At 39.4% G+C, this 18721-nt stretch carries 13 protein-coding genes, 1 pseudogene and 1 other annotated feature; of the genes and pseudogenes, 7 read left to right on the top strand and 7 right to left on the bottom strand.

Going from position 1 to position 18721, the window contains the following annotated elements:
* Nucleotides 1-2 precede the first annotated feature (2 nt).
* Entirely contained in the window at nucleotides 3-674 is a 672-nt protein-coding gene (locus tag K6959_RS09530) for a queuosine precursor transporter (protein WP_223086353.1), read from the bottom strand.
* A gap of 260 nt (nucleotides 675-934) precedes the next feature.
* On the opposite strand from K6959_RS09530, the gene K6959_RS09525 reads away from it, so the two are divergent.
* Both K6959_RS09525 and brnQ read left to right on the top strand, forming a co-directional pair.
* Nucleotides 935-1177: a zinc-finger domain-containing protein gene (locus tag K6959_RS09525; protein ID WP_163240074.1), complete on the top strand. Its 243-nt coding sequence runs from the start codon at nucleotides 935-937 to the stop codon at nucleotides 1175-1177.
* 224 nt (nucleotides 1178-1401) lie between these two features.
* Nucleotides 1402-1653, top strand: a binding site (T-box leader).
* Between the two features lie 74 nt (nucleotides 1654-1727).
* A complete protein-coding gene (gene brnQ, locus K6959_RS09520; protein ID WP_163240012.1) occupies nucleotides 1728-3059 on the top strand; it encodes a branched-chain amino acid transport system II carrier protein in 1332 nt (443 codons plus the stop codon).
* Between the two features lie 458 nt (nucleotides 3060-3517).
* Here brnQ and cspD read toward each other — a convergent pair whose 3' ends face one another.
* From cspD to K6959_RS09500, 4 genes are all read right to left on the bottom strand, one after another.
* Nucleotides 3518-3718 carry a cold-shock protein CspD gene (gene cspD / locus K6959_RS09515; RefSeq protein WP_028396624.1) on the bottom strand — a complete coding sequence of 67 codons (201 nt, stop codon included), beginning with the start codon at nucleotides 3716-3718 and terminating at the stop codon, nucleotides 3518-3520.
* Between the two features lie 294 nt (nucleotides 3719-4012).
* Nucleotides 4013-4888 carry an alpha/beta fold hydrolase gene (locus K6959_RS09510; protein WP_223086351.1) on the bottom strand — a complete coding sequence of 292 codons (876 nt, stop codon included), beginning with the start codon at nucleotides 4886-4888 and terminating at the stop codon, nucleotides 4013-4015.
* Between the two features lie 826 nt (nucleotides 4889-5714).
* Nucleotides 5715-6920: an acyl-CoA dehydrogenase family protein gene (locus K6959_RS09505; protein WP_179959007.1), complete on the bottom strand. Its 1206-nt coding sequence runs from the start codon at nucleotides 6918-6920 to the stop codon at nucleotides 5715-5717.
* Nucleotides 6921-6923: 3 nt separating this feature from the next.
* On the bottom strand, nucleotides 6924-8102 hold the full coding sequence (locus tag K6959_RS09500) for a CaiB/BaiF CoA transferase family protein (protein WP_163240016.1): 1179 nt from the start codon (nucleotides 8100-8102) through the stop codon (nucleotides 6924-6926).
* Between the two features lie 476 nt (nucleotides 8103-8578).
* Between K6959_RS09500 and gabT the strand changes: the two genes are divergently transcribed.
* The 5 genes from gabT (at nucleotide 8579) to K6959_RS09475 (ending at nucleotide 16962) form a co-directional block, all read left to right on the top strand.
* Nucleotides 8579-9916 (top strand): 4-aminobutyrate--2-oxoglutarate transaminase, encoded by a 1338-nt coding sequence (gene gabT / locus K6959_RS09495; protein ID WP_223086350.1) that lies wholly within the window; start codon nucleotides 8579-8581, stop codon nucleotides 9914-9916.
* Nucleotides 9913-11364, top strand: coding sequence for an aldehyde dehydrogenase family protein (locus tag K6959_RS09490; protein ID WP_163240020.1), 1452 nt, complete (start codon nucleotides 9913-9915; stop codon nucleotides 11362-11364). The genes gabT and K6959_RS09490 overlap by 4 nt, the downstream gene beginning before the upstream one ends.
* A gap of 127 nt (nucleotides 11365-11491) precedes the next feature.
* Entirely contained in the window at nucleotides 11492-12922 is a 1431-nt protein-coding gene (locus tag K6959_RS09485) for an APC family permease (protein WP_262421759.1), read from the top strand.
* Between the two features lie 18 nt (nucleotides 12923-12940).
* Nucleotides 12941-14971 (top strand): hydantoinase/oxoprolinase family protein, encoded by a 2031-nt coding sequence (locus K6959_RS09480; RefSeq protein WP_163240078.1) that lies wholly within the window; start codon nucleotides 12941-12943, stop codon nucleotides 14969-14971.
* Nucleotides 14972-14985: 14 nt separating this feature from the next.
* Complete coding sequence (locus tag K6959_RS09475) at nucleotides 14986-16962, top strand: hydantoinase B/oxoprolinase family protein (protein ID WP_163240023.1); 1977 nt, start codon at nucleotides 14986-14988, stop codon at nucleotides 16960-16962.
* A 58-nt stretch (nucleotides 16963-17020) separates the two neighbouring features.
* Here K6959_RS09475 and K6959_RS19130 read toward each other — a convergent pair.
* Both K6959_RS19130 and K6959_RS09470 read right to left on the bottom strand, forming a co-directional pair.
* Nucleotides 17021-17294 (bottom strand): annotated as a pseudogene (locus K6959_RS19130) (MFS transporter); the annotation flags it as partial.
* Nucleotides 17284-18162 carry a putative RNA methyltransferase gene (locus K6959_RS09470; RefSeq protein WP_163240025.1) on the bottom strand — a complete coding sequence of 293 codons (879 nt, stop codon included), beginning with the start codon at nucleotides 18160-18162 and terminating at the stop codon, nucleotides 17284-17286. The pseudogene K6959_RS19130 and the gene K6959_RS09470, both read right to left, overlap by 11 nt.
* Between the last annotated feature and the right edge of the window lie 559 nt (nucleotides 18163-18721).

Below are 18721 nucleotides of genomic sequence, written 5' to 3'. Positions count from 1 at the left end.
GTTTATTTCGGGAATTTTTTAGCTATATATCCAAATGGAGTGTCTAAAAGGGCAACAATCCATTTTAGTAAATATGTCGTAATAAATATTTGTGTCCATTCGTTAAACGGGACAACACCGATGAAGGCAATACTTGTAAAAATGAGCGTATCTAATAATTGGCTCACCATCGTACTGCCATTATTACGAATCCAAAACTGGTGATCTTTTGGAAACCTTTTCCTAATAAGATTAAAAAGGTACACATCAGCAAACTGACTTACTAAGTAAGCACATAAACTGCCAAGTGCAATTCTGGGCAAAAGGTGAAAGATTGTACTTAAGGCATCTTGTGCAAAATCAATTTCATGGGGTTTAAATAATAAAAATAGCTGCATAATAACAGTCATCGATAATAATGTTAAAAACACAAGCCAAACCGCTTTTTTTGCATCTTGCTTGCCATAGCGTTCGTTTAAAATATCTGTAACGAGGAAAGCTGTACCGTACATTGTATTTCCGAGAGTCGCTGTTAAACCAAAAATTTCGATCATTTTTACAACTTGAAGGTTTGCTAAGACGGTCGAGATCCCAATCCAAACAAACAATCCTGTTTTTCCAAATAATCGATAAAACATTAAAACAAAACAGAAGTTGATGATGACGAAAATCAACCCAAACCATTCATTAAACATGTTTATTCCTCCTGTAGTTTTGATAACGCGGGAGATCACGAACCGCGAATAGGATATATTTGATTGTCCTTGACCATTATAGCTTTAAATATTCAAAATGAATATAAATTAACATCTTTTTTTTTTTTTCGCTTGAAAAAATTGGACCGGTGAAAAAGAAAAGATATAAAACCATATAATATATAAAAATAGAAAATTTTATGATACTCATCGTTTGAAAAATGTTTAAAGGTGAGTGAACAAACTTCTAGAGAAAGGAAATTTATACTTTATTACAAGAGACCTTGACTAATTATTGCAATCATTGCTTTTTATCTAAACATGATAAAAAAGAATTTGGGCGCAGCTATGCACACCGCTTTTGTATGATAAAATGTACTGTGAGCAGTAAATTAAAACATACGGGAAAAAGTAGTAAGTTGATTTCATTCGCTTTAGCTGATGTATCGCCCAGATGTTTTGGCAAAAGCGTGGAGAAGAGTGAAGCGATATGGCGGAAGTAGCGGTATCGAAGGATAAGTGATTGATTAAATAGGAGATCGAGATTAGTATTCAAATTGAGAAGCTAGTCTATTTTTCTTCCTAATTGTCAAAACTAATTAGAAATATTAAGCAGTTTAAGAAGATATCAAAATTGATAGAAGATTTAAACTATAAATTTTTTTAACACAAAAAGATGATATTCTGCTATACTCAGATAATAATAAAAACAATTAAAATACTTTGTTTAAATTCATTGACGAGATAGAGTAAGTTGTGAAAACTGTTCCACAGAGAGCTGATAATTGGTGAAAATCAGCATTCAGTCCATAGCTGAAAATCCTCTCCGAGAAGACATGCTGAACAATCTGAGTAAGTGTGTTCGGGTTTCCACCGTTATTTCGGAACACGTATGAATTCGTACGTTGCAGAGTGCCGCGGTTTATTTACTGTACGCGGAACCAGGGTGGTAACACGGGAAACTAATCTCGTCCCTTTTAAGGGACGAGATTTTTTTTATTGTCTTTTTCAGGTGTTTGGAAACCAAGTTTATTTTTTCAAGGAGGAATGATAATGGAACGTTTATCCAAAAAGGATATGTTGTTTATTAGCCTAATGCTCTTTTCGCTTTTCTTCGGTGCTGGTAATTTAATTTTCCCGCCATTTTTAGGGCAATCAGCTGGTACGTCTCTATGGGCTTCTATGGCTGGCTTCATCCTTTCTGCAGTTGGATTGCCGATTTTAGGCGTCGTTGCAGTTGCAAAAGCAAATGGTTTACATTCACTTGCTAGCCGTGTCCATCCCTTATTCGCAGCCATTTTTACATTCATCATTTATTTAGCAATCGGCCCGTTTTTAGGGATTCCTCGGGCAGGAAGCTTAGCATTTGAAATGGGAGTCAGCCCATTTTTGCCAAAAGATATGAATTTAACTTTCGCTTTATTTATTTATACATTTGTTTATTTTGGTTTATCATACTGGCTCGCCTTATCTCCATCAAAGCTTGTTGACCGGTTTGGGAAATTGCTGACGCCGATCATTCTTTTGTTAATTTTGTTTATTTTTGTTCGAGCTTTAACTCATTCATTCGGTGCTCCTGCTTCACCAACAGCAGATTATGCTAAAATGCCATTTGCAAAAGGATTTTTAGATGGCTACTTGACAATGGATACAATCGCAGCCTTGAATTTCGGAATTGTCATCTCGCTCACTCTAAAACAAAAAGGGGTGAGCCAATCTAAACAGATTGTCTCGTATTCAATCCGTGCAGGTCTGTTAGCGGGGCTCGTTTTAACGCTTATCTATGTCATGCTCGGATACCTTGGTACAAATAACCACGGAACGACAGAAAATGGAGCTCAAACTTTAACACAAGTCGTCTTAACATTATTCGGTTCATCAGGAGCCGTTTTACTGGGAGTTGTCTTTTCACTTGCTTGTTTAACAACATCAGTCGGACTCATTACATCATGCAGTCAATATTTTACGACCATCATTCCAAAAGTTAAGTATCGCACTTGGGTAACGATACTTACAGGGTCAAGCCTTGTTTTTGCAAACCTTGGCTTAACAAAAATTTTACTGATCTCAGTTCCTGCCCTAACGGCTATTTATCCAATTGCGATCACCTTGATCATTCTAACACTGTTGAATGACTTGTTTGGGGGGAGTCGTACGGTCTACGCAACAACAACACTTTTTGTATCAATCGTCAGTATTTCTGATGCATTTATACAATCAGAGGTCAATCTCGGTCCAATTAATACTTTAATTCAATCATTGCCATTATATATTTTTGGTTTTAATTGGCTTGTCCCGGCGGCAGTTGGAGCGCTAATCGGTTTTATTATCAAAACTTTGACTAAACAGCAATCTATTAAAAAATCCCAACAAAGCAAGGTATGAACCACTGCCGTGGAGTTATGAAATGCTAATAAAACTGACCGGCAGCTACCTTCTCCCTTTAAAAAATGGTGTTTAATTTTTTAGGAATCATCTTAAAAAAGTCTGGTCATGCATAACCAATGGATTGATTTTCATGGTTATGCATGACAATATAACTTATAGGGAATTCATACAAAAAAGGGAGTTAGACTATTCACATGAATCTGTCCACTGTGCAGTTTAACAATGATAATATCAATTGTTAGCCTTCATCCTGTTCGCTCAACTGTTCGTGAGCGTGCGGTATCGACTTGATAAAAACGATTAAAAATTCTTTTCTCTTCAATTGATACTTGCATTAGATTTATAATATTTGATGGAATTTGTTAACAGGTTATTCCCTTAGAGCAATAAAAAAAGCCAGTGATCGATCAAATCACTGGCTGGTCATTTGTCTTTATTTATAAAGAAAAGAAACCTTACAGTTTTACAACATTAGCTGCTTGAGGTCCACGGTTTCCTTCAACGATTTCAAATGAAACTTCTTGTCCTTCTTCTAATGATTTGAAGCCTTCTCCTTGAATTGCAGTGAAGTGAACGAATACATCGTCTCCGCCTTCAACTTCGATAAAACCGTAGCCTTTTTCGTTGTTAAACCATTTTACTTTACCATTTTGCATATTACTTTATTCCTCCTAAGCCATTCAAGACACATTTAGTGTCAGGGTTAAATATTATCATTTAACGTCAATATAAGACCAAAAAGCAATTAGAAGTATATTTATGTTAAATGATGTTTCTAATATACACGAATGTATGTCGTCAGTCAAGAAATGAAGGTAATTTTTTCGAAAAGAGGTTATAAAATTCTAAATATTTAGGATTATCTTAATTTTAAATCAAGGAAAATTAAAAAATGTTATCGATATGATGATCTAAAAAATTGTTCATAAATCGTCGCCCTATTGCGGACTTTAAATACATTCCTTCATCATTTCTTGTTTTCTGTTTATGAAGTGCCATATAGTATAAAACATATGATATGATTGTTTATATAATTGATTGAACAAAAAGAAAAGTAGTCCATTAAACTCCTCATAGTTATCATAGTTTGCGTTATGAGAGGAATTAGAAATAATCTTCAATGGATACCCCGTCTTTTCAGCCCAGTTATTACAGTACTTTTTAACATAACCTGTATTGTCATATTCTCCATAAGTAATCAAAACTGGACAATTAAATTGAACTTCATCATCTATCTTCAAAAACTCACCATAAACTCGACTAACCGCCTTCAACATGTCTTTTTTACCCAAACTAACTAAGGTTTTGTACATACTTGTCCTTGCTTCATCAGTTACTGTAATAGCTTTTGCACCTGCTTTACAGTAATAACTAAATGGGTACAGTCTGGCAATAGTAGAATAATGCTTTATCCAAAACAGTTCTGATTTTTTATAATAACATTTATCATAAGGAGTTGTGCCTATTCCGATAAACCCTATTACCTTGTCCCCATATTCATGAATAAAGGATTGTGCAATATAACCTCCCGCTGACTGTCCCACTAAGACGATTTTTTCTATATTCTCCTGTTCGAGTATAGTTAACATCTCTTCATTCACATTTGCGAAAGAGAAATCTTTATACGGTCTTGATTTTCCATGCAAAGGAAAATCCCAAGTTATCAACTTATATTCAGCAGATAAATGCTCAACTTGTTTATCGAAAAGGGTGTGGTCTGCTGTTAATCCATGACAAAAAACAATAGCAAATTCTTGTGGAGGAACTATTTCATTCGTCCAGTAATAGATCGTTCCTTTTGATGATTGTATCTTTCTCTCAATCATTTGCTGCCCCTCCCTATAATTATTGTATTTTAAATTTTCTAATGTTTTCTTATATTAAATCATTTGTATGTCAGTATCTTGTAACCACTGCTACTTATAGTGAAGAACATCTAACCTGCTGCGTTCAATAAATTCTTCAATAATTGCTTTGACTCTTTCATCTGCTGTAACGACACCATTTCGCCTGATAATAGCCAATCATAGATACGATAGCCCTTTTTGTTCGTGAGATAAATGCTCTAATCATTTCTTAGGTCTCCATATCCTAAATCCATTGTGAAATCCTCCCGAAAATATATGTTTATATTTCAAAAATTCAATACTAATCGCTTAAATTCCTTCTTAAAGTATTCTGCTTCGTTTTTAGTGTAGTCCTTCACAATTTCAGTTATTATTCAACATGAATACGTAAGGGCGTTCCTAACAATATGGCTCGTATGCGGAACTGTCACAATCCTGCCCATTAACTTTTGTATTAAACCTTTTTGTGAATTATAGGACTTTATTCCAAATGATCAATCCTTATTTCAAAGCTTTACAGGCTTTTTGTTTTATAAACACCTTATCTAAAGCTCATTATTTTAATCTATTTAAACATTAACCTGTTCTATTCTTCATATTTGAAAAGAATGTCAGCACTTACTTTTAAAGAATGAACTAATTTTAATTTTTCAATTTCGGATTTGTTGGGGAAAAATAAAATATATGGAAAAGGGGGGGGAAGGGAAAAAGAATCGGAGTAGAAAAAAATCCCCCAAAGCAATGTTTTTGCTTGAGGGGATTTAATGATGAAACGCTCTTTAAGAGCCTATTCCAGAGCGTTTAACTACAATGTAACTGATTCGGGAGACCATTCTGGGAGCATACTTCGCAGCTGCTTATCTTTCCGATAGCCGAGCACGTATTCTGCTTGCATAATCGTATGAATTTCTCGAGTACCTTCGTAAATAACCGGTGCTTTTGAATTTCTTAAGTAGCGCTCCACTGGGTATTCACTTGAATAGCCATATGCTCCGTGGATTTGCACAGCGTCATCTGCGGCTTTGTTGGCGAAGTCGCAAGCTTGCCACTTTGCAAGCGAAGTTTCTCGGGTGTTTCGTTTTCCTTGATTTTTCAAAACGCCGGCACGGTAGACGAGAAGACGGCTCATTTGAAGTCCTGCTTCCATATTTGCAATCATTTGTTGAACGAGTTGATGGCGGCCGATCTCTTTACCGAAAGTTTCCCTTTCATGACAATACTTTAAGCTTGCTTCAAGGCTAGCCATAATGAGACCGACAGCTCCAGCAGCAACAGTAAAGCGGCCATTATCAAGCGCTGACATTGCAATTTTGAAACCTTCTCCTTCTTCACCAAGAAGGTTTTCTTTAGGGACGCGAATATGATCAAAGAAAATTTCTCCGGTGTTGCCTGAGCGAATCCCAAGCTTCCCTTTAATGGCTTTAGAAGAAAAACCGGGCATTGTGCGTTCAACGATAAAGGCAGAAATGCCATGATGTTTTTTCGCTTTGTCTGTATAGGCAAACACAATAAAGTGGTCAGCGAGGTCACAAAGGGAGATCCATGTTTTTTGTCCATTCAGAATATAGTCATTTCCATCGCGGACTGCTGTTGTTTTAAGCGCAGCAACGTCAGAGCCTGCACCTGGTTCTGTTAACCCGAATGCACCGATCTTTTCCCCTTTTGCTTGTGGAACGAGATATTTTTGCTTTTGTTCTTCTGAGCCCCATTGAAGGAGGGTCATACTGTTAAGCCCGGTATGGACAGAAACGGCTGTCCGAAAAGCAGTATCGCCGCGCTCAAGCTCTTCACAGACGATGGCAAGCGAATTATAGTCCATCCCGGCACCGCCATATTTTTCAGGGATACAAACACCCATAAGATTTAAGTCGGCTAAACGTTTCATAATGTTTGTATCGAAATAGCCGCGTTCATCCCATTCTTGCATATAAGGGATAATTTCTTTGTCAACGAATTTTCTAACGGTGCTGCGAAGCATTTCCTGTTCTTCAGAAAAGTCAAAGTTCATCATCTTTTATTCCTCCGTTTTTGTTATGATCGCTTTCTGTTTTAAGCCTATTTCTTTAAAAATTTCTTCATTATGCTCCCCGGCAAGTGGTGGGGGCAGGCGATAAGATACTTTCGTATCCGACATTTTTAGCGGGCTTCCGACAAGCTTGATGTTTCCGACTTCTGGATGGTCCATTGAAACTTGCATTTCTCTAGCCGCCGTTTGCGGATCTTGAAACAGTTGCTCCATCGTATTCACTGGTCCGCAGGGCACTCCTTTTTTTGAAAGGAGCTGCTGCCATACAGCTTTTGATTTTTTACGAATTTCCTTATTTAAACGTTGATTCAGCTCTTCACGAAACTGTAGCCTCCCGGCGTTTGTTTGAAAGCGGGGATCGCGGCCAATTTCAGGATCCGAAAATAGTTCACATAGCGACTGAAATTGTCGATCGTTTCCAACAGCGATCACAAGCTTACCGTCGCTTGCTTCGTAAGTGGAGTATGGAACGATATTTGGATGATCGTTCCCAAGGCGTCTTGGGACTTTACCAGTCATTAAGTAGTTTGATGCAACGTTAACGAGTGTGCTGATAGCTGAATCAAAAAGTGATAAATCAATTTTTTGTCCCTTGTTCGTTTTACCACGTGCAAGCAGTGCGGCTTGGATAGCAATTGCGGCATAAAGCCCAGTAAAAATATCTGTAACAGCAACACCGACTTTTAATGGTCCAGATTCTTCTGTTCCCGTAATACTCATCCATCCGCTCATCGCTTGGATAATGTAGTCGTACCCTGGCAGATGACTATTTGGACCTGTTTCCCCAAATCCGGTAATCGAGCAATAAATAAGGCGCGGATTAATAGTAGACAGCTTCTCATAGCAAAGTCCAAATTTCTCCATAGTTCCAGTTTTAAAGTTATGGATGACAACATCAGCGGTTTTCGCTAGACGGCGAATGACTTCTTTCCCTTTTTCCGTTTTTAAATTAACAGTAATACTACGTTTATTACGGTTTGCACATACATAATAAGCACTTGCGCCATTTTGAAAAGGCGGTCCCCAGAATCGTGTGTCATCAGATCCGCCGGGAGCTTCCACTTTAATGACATCTGCGCCTAAATCGCCAAGAATCATTGTCGAATATGGTCCCGCGAGAACCCTGGTCATATCGAGAATACGGATGCCTTCAAGAGCTCCTGCCATTGGTTCACCTCCTCATGAATAGAAAATAAAAAGCCGCTTCACTTCCTAGTCTTATAAGTTAAGAGGTTGGAAGGAACCGGCTTGATGATTTGGGAGATGGTTTCGGTAAAGAAACTACTGCCAAATCAGAACAGTTCTCGTAAAATATAAAATTAGAAAAGCTTAGGCCGCTCGATTGTTACCGACTGAAGATCGGTTAAAGAGACGGTTTTCTGTTAGATGTAATTATAATGGAGAGTAAGACAAATGTAAACACTTTTCTGTCAAAAAACAATATTAAAAATTATTTGACAATTACAGGTCATTTGTTTACAATAAAAACAACATAAAAATCTTCACCAAAAAAACTGTGGAATCTATTGAACTCGTCTTGCCAGCGAGCACTAAAATGGATGCTAGCCAGTTTGGTCATTATCTAATTAATGATTAAGCTGGCTTTTTTGTTTTTTTCAAAAAGTAAAGGAGGCTTTATTAAAATGTCAGTTTTTCAAACAATGTCTACACCCCAATCAGAAAAGTGGATGGAAAGAAGAAATATTGCTGTTCCCAGAGGACCGTATCATGTTACTGGCTTGTTTATAGACCATGCTAAAGGAGCAACTGTCATTGATATCGATGGCCGTGAATACATCGATTTTGCTGGCGGAATAGGTGTTCAAAATATCGGTCATTGCCATCCAAAGGTTGTTGAAGTAGTACAACGTCAGGCAGAAGAGTTTCTTCATCCATGCTTTCATGTGACTGCATACGAGTCTTATGTTGAGCTTGCAGAACGTTTAAATACATTAATACCAGGTGAATTTTCTAAAAAATCAATTTTTTTAAATAGTGGTTCAGAAGCTGTAGAAAATGCGGTTAAAATCGCCCGTAAATATACTGGACGCCAAGGAGTGATTTCTTTTGACCGGGGCTATCACGGCCGGACACTTCTTACAATGTCGCTAACAAGTAAGGTGATGCCTTATAAAAAAGGCTTCGGTCCGTTTGCCCCGGAAACGTATAAACTCCCTTATCCTTATTATTATCGCGATCAACATCTGACAGAAGACGAAATTGATGACATGTTCATTAAACAAATAGAACATTTTTTTGTTGCTGAAGCTGCTCCAGAAAATATTGCCGCAATTATACTTGAGCCTGTACAGGGAGAAGGCGGTTTTGTCGTACCATCGAAACGTTTTGTAAAGGCAATTCGCGACATTTGCAATAAGCATGGCATTGTGATGATCGCCGATGAAATTCAGACCGGATTTGCTAGGACAGGGAAGCTATTTGCGATGGAACATTTCGATGTAGCGGCTGATCTTGTTACTGTTTCAAAATCGATGGGTGCTGGTATTCCAATTAGCGGTGTTGTCGGTCGAGCCGAGATCATGGATGCACCTCTAGGAGGGCAGCTTGGCGGAACATTTGCTGGAAGTCCTCTAGGCTGTGCTGCTGCATTAGCTGTTCTTGATGTTATCCAAGAGGAAAATCTCGTTGAACGAAGCCGAATGCTCGGTGAGAAGATGCAGGCACGTCTTAGAGCGATGCAAAAAAAAAACGAAATAATTGGAGATGTCCGCGGCCTTGGATCAATGTGTGCTATTGAGCTCGTAAAGGATCGTAAATTGATGACGCCAGCCAAGGAGGAAACGGCTTATATTGTAGCGAATGGCTGGAAACGGGGAGCTATTTTTCTAAGTGCAGGTATTGATAGTAATGTTCTTCGCTTCTTACCTCCTCTCGTTATGACTGATGATCAACTTGAAAGCGGTTTCGACATTTTAGAAAAACTATTAGCTGAAGTGCAAAATGGAGGGAACAACGAATGAAAAAGACAGCAATAAAAGAAACTAGAAACTTTATCGGTGGCCAGTGGATATCCGCTAAAGATGAATCCATTGCTGTTTACAATCCTGCAAACCCTGAAGAACTTGTTGCCGTTTTGCAAAATTCATCGACTGAGGAAGTGAATCTTGCTGTCGAGGCAGCAGTAGCAGCAAAGGAAAAATGGGGTTTTACCTCTGGTCCTGACCGAGCTAAATGCTTAGAGCAAGCAGCTAGCTTGTTCGAAAAATATGCTGATGAATTGGCTGAATTAGCAACGAAAGAAATGGGAAAACGTTTGGCTGAAACGAAAGGAGAAGTGTATCGAAGTGCAGCTATTCTCCGTTATTTTGCTGGTGAAGGATTTCGCAAGAGTGGGGAGTTGCTTCCTTCAGCCGATCCGACAAATCTATTTTTCGCAAAGCGAGTGCCTGTAGGCGTTGTCGCCGTTATTGCACCATGGAATTTCCCCCTCGCTATTCCGGTGTGGAAAATGGCTCCGGCATTAGTGTACGGAAACACGGTCGTTTTTAAACCAGCTTTAGAAGCAAGTGCAACAGGTGCTCGGATCGTAGAGATTTTTTCAGAAGCTGGGTTCCCTCCTGGCACGATAAATCTTGTCATCGGTCGAGGAAGCCGAATTGGTGATGCGATTGTTGATCATAAGCAAGTTGATGCCATTACATTTACCGGATCGAATGAAGTAGGCAGTGAAATTGCGAAAAAAGCCGCTGCCCGCGGTGCGAAATACCAGCTTGAGCTTGGTGGGAAAAATCCTGCTATCGTTTTAAAAGACGCCGACATTGATCTTGCAGCCCGCTTAGTCGTTGAAGGAGCGATGAAACAGAGCGGTCAGCGTTGTACGGCAACAAGCCGCGTGTTTGTGGAAAAAGAGATATTATCGGCTTTTCAGGAAAAAGTGCTGGCAGAAATTCAATCTATTCAAGTTGGAGACGGCATGAATCCTGAAGTAACGATGGGGCCTGTTGTCTCTAAAAGACAATTTAATTCTATACTTCGATACATTGAAACAGGGAAAAGGGAAGGTCGTCTCCTTACTGGTGGGAAGGCATGTGAAGGTCTTGACGGATGGTATATAGAGCCGACGGTATTTGATAGGGTGCGTAGTGACGCCGTAATAGCTAAAGAAGAAATTTTTGGACCAGTCCTCGCTATCATTGAATCCGCTTCGCTTGATAAGGCGATTCAAGAAGCTAACGATTCAATTTACGGATTGAGTGCTTCTATCTTTACGAATGATCTATCGAAAGCGTTGTATTTTATTGATCGCATCGAGGCTGGCATGATTCAAGTGAATGGAGAAACTGGTGGTGCAGAACCACAGGCTCCATTCGGCGGCATGAAGCAATCAAGCTCAGGAACGAGAGAACAGGGGCAAGCTGCTGTAGAATTTTTTACTGCCTATAAAACCGTTTCGATTCGATCTCATTGACGATAAAATTTTCCTGCTCTCTTGCTATCGACAAGGGATGCAGGAAAAATTAATAACTCTAGTAATGTCCGTTTTAAAAAATATATAAATCGACTAAATAGAAATGATCGATGAAAGGAGAGAAACCGTGGAAAAGAAGCCTGATGTGCAGTTTGATCGAGTGTTGACACGAGTTGATGTGCTGTTTCTCGCATTCGGAGCAATGATCGGCTGGGGATGGGTTGTTTTATCAGGAGAGTGGATTATTGGTGCGGGATCAGTCGGAGCAATTATCGCATTTTTAATTGGCGGATTGCTTGTAATGTTTGTCGGCTTAACATATGCAGAGCTGTCTTCTGCGATGCCAAAAGCAGGAGGGGAGCATTCTTTTGTTTTAAGAGCTTTAGGACATAACGCTTCGTTTATCGCAGCATGGGCCATTGCCCTCGGATACATTTTTGTTGCTGCCTTTGAAGCTGTTGCTTTGCCGACAGTAATTGAATATGTTTTTCCAAACTTTAAATTTGGCTACATGTGGACGATTACAGGCTGGGATGTATATGCTTCTTGGGTACTCATTGGTGTAATCGGTTCCATTTTTATTACGGCTATAAACTACAGGGGGATAAAAGGAGCAGCCCTTATACAAACAATTCTTACAGTTGTCATATTTATTGTTGGGATCATGCTTATTGGTGGTTCAGCAGTAAGCGGTGAGAAAGAACTGCTTCAACCTCTATTTAAAGATGGCTTTGGCGGACTTTTAACAGTCATGCTAATGACGCCGTTTATGTTTGTCGGTTTTAACGTCATCCCGCAAACAGCCGAAGAAATGAACATTCCTTATAAATCGATCGGACGAATTCTAGTCTTTTCTGTATTCCTTTCCGTTCTCTTTTATATCGGCATTATTTTCGGGGTTTCTTATGTTTTGCCATTAAGTATAATTAGCAGTTCATCGCTGCCGACAGCAGATGCTATGGGCGCCGCTTTTGGAAGTTCGATCTTTGCAAAAGTACTTATCTTCGGTGGATTAGCAGGAATTTTAACAAGTTGGAACGCTTTTATTATTGGTGGGAGCCGTGTTCTGTATGCGATGGCAAAATCAAAAATTCTCCCGTCTTGGTTTGCGAAAATTCATCCAAAGTATAAAACTCCAGCGAATGCAATTATTTTTATTGGTATTTTAACGACGTTTGCCCCGCTTTTAGGTCGACCGATGCTTGTTTGGCTCGTTGATGCTGGTGGATTAACAATTACATTAGCCTATTGTATGGTTGCTTTATCGTTTATCGTCTTGAGAAAAAAGGAGCCTAATATGATTAGACCGTTTAAAGCTGGAAGGCTTCCGATCGTTGGATGGATTTCTTTCATTCTTACGATAGGTTTTGTAATACTGTACATGCCGGGTATGCCGTCTCAGCTAGTTTGGCCGTATGAATGGATGATTTTCCTCGGCTGGTGGCTTATTGGCGCCATATTTATCGTAAGGATGAACCGAGCGGAAAACAGGGAACATCTTAAAGAATATTTGAATGAAATGATAGATAGTTTGAAATCAGGAAAAATTGATGCTTAAAAGGAGGATGAATGGTTGATGGAACGTTACCGAGTAGCTATCGATGTAGGCGGCACTTTTACAGATGTGTTTATTTATAATGAAAACACAAAACAAATGTATGTTACGAAAACATCTTCAACGCCTGCAAACCCAGAAATCGGCATGCTTCAAGGACTTGAAAAATCAGGTGTGAAGGGAAATGAAATTATTTCCTTTTCCCATGGGACGACAGTAGGAACGAATGCTTTAATTGAAAGAAAGCTTCCGAAAGCAGCTTTTGTTACAACAAAGGGATTTCGGGATGTGCCAGAAATCCGCCGAGGAACAAAGCTTGATCTTTGGGATGCTTATGAAGATGTAGCTCCTCCGTATATCCGTCGCCGCGACCGTTTTGAAGTGACAGAAAGAGTGGATTATGCTGGGGTTGTAGTCGAGGAAATTGATGAACAGGAAGTTCGTGCTTTAGCAAAAAAGTTGCAAAAGCGGGGAGTTGAAGCGATAGCGATCAGCTTTATAAATGCTTACATGAATAGCTCTAATGAATTAAGAGTGAAGGAGATTTTCCAAGAGGAATTGCCAAATGTCTATATTTGTACATCGAGCGAGACGTTACCAGAAATATTTGAACACGAGCGAACGAGTACAACGATCGTGAATGCGGTTCTCGGTCCTATTGTGAGCCGCTATATTCAAAAGCTTGAAAATGAGATGGAGAGCCGCAATTACGAGGGCGACATTCTTGTGATTCATTCAGGAGGAGGTGTTATGACAAGCGAAACGGTTCCGCGCTATTCAGCCCGTCTAGCAAGTTCTGGTATCGCAGCTGGGGCGATTGCGAGTAAATATATTGCTAATCTTTGTGGATTTCAAAATGCTATCGGTCTTGATATGGGTGGAACAAGTACCGATATTTCTCTTATGTATAATGGGGAGCTGAGGGTAACGAAAGACTGGTATATCGAATATGGCTATCCAATTGGGTTTCCTTCGATTGAAATTTTAACAATTGGGGCTGGAGGCGGCAGTCTTGCCTGGGTCGACCAAGGTGGTTCGTTAAGGAATGGACCGCAAAGCGCTGGTGCAGCACCTGGACCTGCCTGTTATGGAAAAGGAGGAACGGAACCGACAAATACTGATGCCAATCTCGTGCTTGGCCGTCTAAATACTAGACTGCTAGATGGGCAGATGGAGTTGGATAAGAAAAAATCGCTTGAAGCAATAAATAAAATTGCAAACGTTTACAATTATTCTGTTGAGGAAGCGGCAGACGCTATTTTAAAAGTAGCAAACGCTAATATGTGTGATGCTATCCGTCTTATTTCTGTACGTCGTGGCTATGATCCTCGGGATTTTGCTCTTGTCGCTTTCGGCGGCGCCGGTGCACTTCACGGTGCATATCTTGCTAAGGAAATGGAAATTCCGACTGTTATCGTTCCCCCTCATCCAGGAGTGGCGGCTGCAATGGGTTGTCTTCTTGTTGATGTCCGCCATGACGTAACGAAAACGTTTTTAGCGAACGCCAGTAAAGTTTCTGCAAAAGATCTAGAAGAACAATTTACGGCAATGGAAAAAGAAGCGGATGCCCTTCTTGCTGAGGAAGGAGTGGAAAGAGAAAACCGCCATCTCGTTCGTTATATGGATATGCGCTATGCAGGTCAATGGCGTTCGCTTGCCGTAACAACTGCCCGTCCGCTTCAATCCCTTGCCGAAGAGCTTGATCATTTTCACAAGGAGCATGAGCGAGAATTCGCTTTCTCTGATCGGAATCAACAGGTAGAAATTTACGGTCTCCGAGTCGCAGCTATCGGCGTTGTGCCGAAGCCAGAAATTCCAGCTAGTGAGCCTTTAGGTAACCTTGCCGATGCTCTTAAAGAAGTACGTCAAGTGTATTTTGAAGAAGCTAGCGGATTTGTGCAAACAAATATTTACAGCCGGCTTCATATCCCTGTTGGAGCTCTCATTAACGGACCTGCTATTATCGAACAACTTGATTCAACGATTGTTGTTCCGCCGGAGTTTACTGCGGAAGTTGATCGCTATGGAAATATTTTAATTCATTCAATGTAAGGAAGGAGAATCGTATGGAAACGAAAAGCGTATCGGAGTTTCGCAGCAAGCTAGACCCGGTTACTTTTGAAGTGTTGAAAAATGCCTTTGTTAACCTTGTCGATCAAATGTCTGAACAAATTTTGCGGACGTGTTACTCTTTTGTCATTTACAACCGCGACTTTAGCTCGGCACTGTGTGATGCTAATGGAAACACGATTATGCAAGGAACGCAAGACATTTCTGTTCACGTCGGTACATTGCATTTAACGGCAAAAGCGGTACTCGAGGATTTCGGTGATGATATTCATCCAGGAGACATTTTTATTATTAACGATCCTTACAGAGGAGGAACCCATTTTAATGATACTCGTCTCATTCGTCCTGTTTTTTGTGAAGGAAAAATCATTGCCTTTATGCAATGTAATGGACATTGGGCGGATATGGGAGGCTCTGTCCCAGGATCATTTGATATCCAGTCAAAAGACCATTACGGAGAGGGAATGCGGATTCCGCCGCTTCGTATTTATTCGCAAGGCGTCTTTTTAAAAGATGTAGCTAACATGCTCGTTTCTAACATGCGTGTTCCTGAGGAGCGTCTCGGTGACCTTCGTTCCCAAGCTGAGGCAACAAAAGTCGGGGAGAAGCAGCTTCTTGTCCTTGTAAAAAAATACGGTTTAGAAACAGTCCTTACTGCTTTTTCTGAGGTTCAAGATTACGTAGAAAGATTAACCCGTGCTAGAATTCGTGAACTTGCAGATGGGACGTGGGAGACAACTGATTTTATTGATATGGATCCGGTTCAAGGAGATGGATTGATTCCGATTAAAGTGAAAATGACGATTCACGATGATGAAATCGAGTATAATATGAGCGGTAGCCATCCGTATATTGGCTGTTTTTTAAATGCTGGTTTCGGGGCCTCTCTTTCAGCTGCGTATGCTGGGACGAAAACCTTTTTCCCTGATATCCCTCTTAACTCAGGTTTTTATCGAGCCGTGAAAGTTTATTTGCCTGAAAATTCAGTCGTTAATGCCCCATGGCCTGTAGCAGTGACTGGATTTTGTTCAGGTGCTTATGAAAAAATTTTAAATTCATGTTTTGAACTTTGGTCCCATATTATGCCGGAACGAGCAATCGCATGTTCTTTTAATCTCGAGTATCTCCTTATTGGCGGTTGGGATAAGCGCCCTGACAGAGATCATTATTTTATGTGGTATGACTGGATGGCAGGAGGACATGGAGGTCGTTCCGATCGAGACGGAGCAAATGTGATGTCGCCGGTATTTGGCGTTGGACTTAGCATTCAGCCGTGTGAAGGACAAGAGCGCCTTTCTCCTGTTCTGACGACGAAACATGAAATTATTCCTGATTCAGGAGGGCCCGGCCAATTTCGTGGCGGCTGCGGTTTAGAAAAAGGCGGGATGATTACAGAGGCATCTAACACGGTTATGTCTTATTGCTGTGATCGTTCCCGTTCAATCACTTGGGGAATTTTTGGCGGCCTGCCGTCCAATCCCCATGGGGCAGTGCTAAACCCAGGTACGGATAAAGAAAAATACCTTGGCGCCATTTTTTCAAACGTAAAAATCCAATCAGGCGATGTTTTTACACGTCCATCCGCTGGAGGAGGAGGCCTTGGAGATCCGCTAAAACGCGATCCAAAAGCCGTACTTGAAGATGTAATTGACGGTTATGTAACGATTGAAAGAGCAGAAAAAGATTACGGCGTTGTGATTATTGAAAAAGACCGCGATTTAGATTTATTTGAAATCGATGAAAGTAAAACTGAAATTGCCCGCCATTTCATTCGTGAAAATCGGCTCCAATGGTTGAATGAAGATCCAGAAAAAGTAGTTTCGATGTATCAGGAAGGAAAGATTGATAAATTTGATCTTATTCGCTGTTATGGTGTTTTGATCGATTTTTCAAACGGGGAACTACTTCCGCGGTCAACATCACAATTTCGCAAAATGTTAAAAACTCGCTCAGCCCACTATTGGAACGAATAGTAAATCCCGTGCTTTTGCACGGGTTATTTTTGATTATTTATATGATATAAGATCATAATAGAATCATTAATACTATCGTTGAAATTGCAACTAATGCATCTGATAATACAATTAGCATTTTCCGATTGTAGCCATCAGCCCATACCTCGAAACGGAGATAGAATAAAAGTAGGCGAATCCACATAAAATCGAAATTGTCATCATGACACCTGACTGCGTATTTAGAGTGATATACCGCGTAATGGGATACTGAACTAGAGATGATACCCAAAAAGTGATAAAGTTTGGCCGAATGGAAAAAGAATAATGTTCTTTTTCCAATCATTGAACATTTAATCCAATTAATATATCTAAATCGACTGTAACCTCAGATGAAGCCCGATTAATAAATGAATCAATATCTGTTCTTTCCGAATTCCAAGAAAGGGGAGACATTTGAACTAAATTAATTTGTTCTGCTTGGTTCAATTTTTTTGTATAACATAGGTTATAAACAGCTTTTAATTTGAAATGTTTTTTAAAAAGCTCTGCTGTATCGCTACTTTTATAAATCACCTTTTTTGTATTTTCGAAAAGTGTTTCTCGCAGTTCCTTTAAATAATTCGGGCGAGGGACCACTTTGATAACAAGACCATTCGGAACTAAAATTCTTTTAAATTCTTTGTAATTTGATGGCGATAAAATATTAAGAATGACATGAAACGATTGATCTTTTAATGGTGATTTTGCTAGATCACCCACAAGCCAAATGGGTTCTTTATAATTTTTGGCGGCCATTACAATGCCAGCCTTAGAAATATCTAACCCAACCCCTGTTATTGCTGTATTTCTGCAATCATCTAAAACCTTGTGTAAATGTGAACCTTCGCCACAGCCTGCATCAAGAATTAGGAATGGAAAACGGGGGAAATCATCCAAGTGGTCATTTATCATCTTCGAGATCTTCTTATGAAGCAATGCGAATAAGTTACTTTCCATAATGATTCTCTGCCTTGCTTCAAATAGTTTTTTATCGTAAAGACTTTTAGAGGAATGAGTTGTCAAGTTCACATATCCTTGTTTAGCAAAATCAAAAGTATGATTTTTAGTACATTTTAGGCTTTTTAAATCAACAACCTGAAAAGGACCCTTACAGTGTGGACATCTAAATGCTTCTACAAATTCTCTAAAAACTTCAATGCTCTTTATTTTTTTAGTCATGTTTCTCTTCCTTTCAGATAATAAAAAATCACAGGCAATCTGCCTGTGATTTCAGAGTAAAGGGAAGAAGCCCCATCCTTATTAGGTTTGTTTGAGCTGATAGAAGCCGTCCTCAAATAAAACCTTTCTTTTGAGAAATAATGGTGGTAAATTGGACATAAATAAAGAAAGGCAGAATCATCAGCCTTTCTAAACATTACATATTTTTACTATCATCGCACTACGATAGTATGAGAAAACACACCGTAAATATTCTGATGAACAAGAAATGTGTTTTCCTAATATGAAATGAAGATTATTAAAAAAGGACAGACTAATCCCGTTTACTCTGTATACACAAAACAGAGTCTTTGAACGTATTTAATTACTGGTTCAAAGTTGGGAATCGTAGTCTCATAAACTGTGTCATTTTTTAATAATCCTCCTTAGAATGTAAAAGTACAGTGATAATTATAGATTCTCTTTTAAAAAAAGTCAAAAGAAAATCATACTCACCTTTTACTTTAAGTGCATTTTTTCACAATCTCTTTTTTAAACTTTAACTTAAATATTTTAACGT

The organism is Bacillus aquiflavi (assembly GCF_019915265.1).
In the GTDB taxonomy this organism is placed as follows: Bacteria; Bacillota; Bacilli; order Bacillales; family Cytobacillaceae; genus Bacillus_BT; species Bacillus_BT aquiflavi.
This window is presented reverse-complemented; position numbering and strand designations above follow the sequence as displayed.

Excerpts from the sequence above, each read along its gene's own strand:
- K6959_RS09490 (WP_163240020.1), top strand. The coding sequence starts at position 9,913 with ATGAAAAAGACAGCAATAAAAGAAACTAGAAACTTTATCGGTGGCCAG.
- K6959_RS09470 (WP_163240025.1), bottom strand. The coding sequence starts at position 18,162 with ATGACTAAAAAAATAAAGAGCATTGAAGTTTTTAGAGAATTTGTAGAA.
- K6959_RS09510 (WP_223086351.1), bottom strand. The coding sequence starts at position 4,888 with ATGATTGAGAGAAAGATACAATCATCAAAAGGAACGATCTATTACTGG.
- brnQ (WP_163240012.1), top strand. The coding sequence starts at position 1,728 with ATGGAACGTTTATCCAAAAAGGATATGTTGTTTATTAGCCTAATGCTC.
- K6959_RS09500 (WP_163240016.1), bottom strand. The coding sequence starts at position 8,102 with ATGGCAGGAGCTCTTGAAGGCATCCGTATTCTCGATATGACCAGGGTT.
- K6959_RS09505 (WP_179959007.1), bottom strand. The coding sequence starts at position 6,920 with ATGATGAACTTTGACTTTTCTGAAGAACAGGAAATGCTTCGCAGCACC.
- K6959_RS09530 (WP_223086353.1), bottom strand. The coding sequence starts at position 674 with ATGTTTAATGAATGGTTTGGGTTGATTTTCGTCATCATCAACTTCTGT.
- cspD (WP_028396624.1), bottom strand. The coding sequence starts at position 3,718 with ATGCAAAATGGTAAAGTAAAATGGTTTAACAACGAAAAAGGCTACGGT.
- K6959_RS09475 (WP_163240023.1), top strand. The coding sequence starts at position 14,986 with ATGGAAACGAAAAGCGTATCGGAGTTTCGCAGCAAGCTAGACCCGGTT.
- gabT (WP_223086350.1), top strand. The coding sequence starts at position 8,579 with ATGTCAGTTTTTCAAACAATGTCTACACCCCAATCAGAAAAGTGGATG.
- K6959_RS09480 (WP_163240078.1), top strand. The coding sequence starts at position 12,941 with ATGGAACGTTACCGAGTAGCTATCGATGTAGGCGGCACTTTTACAGAT.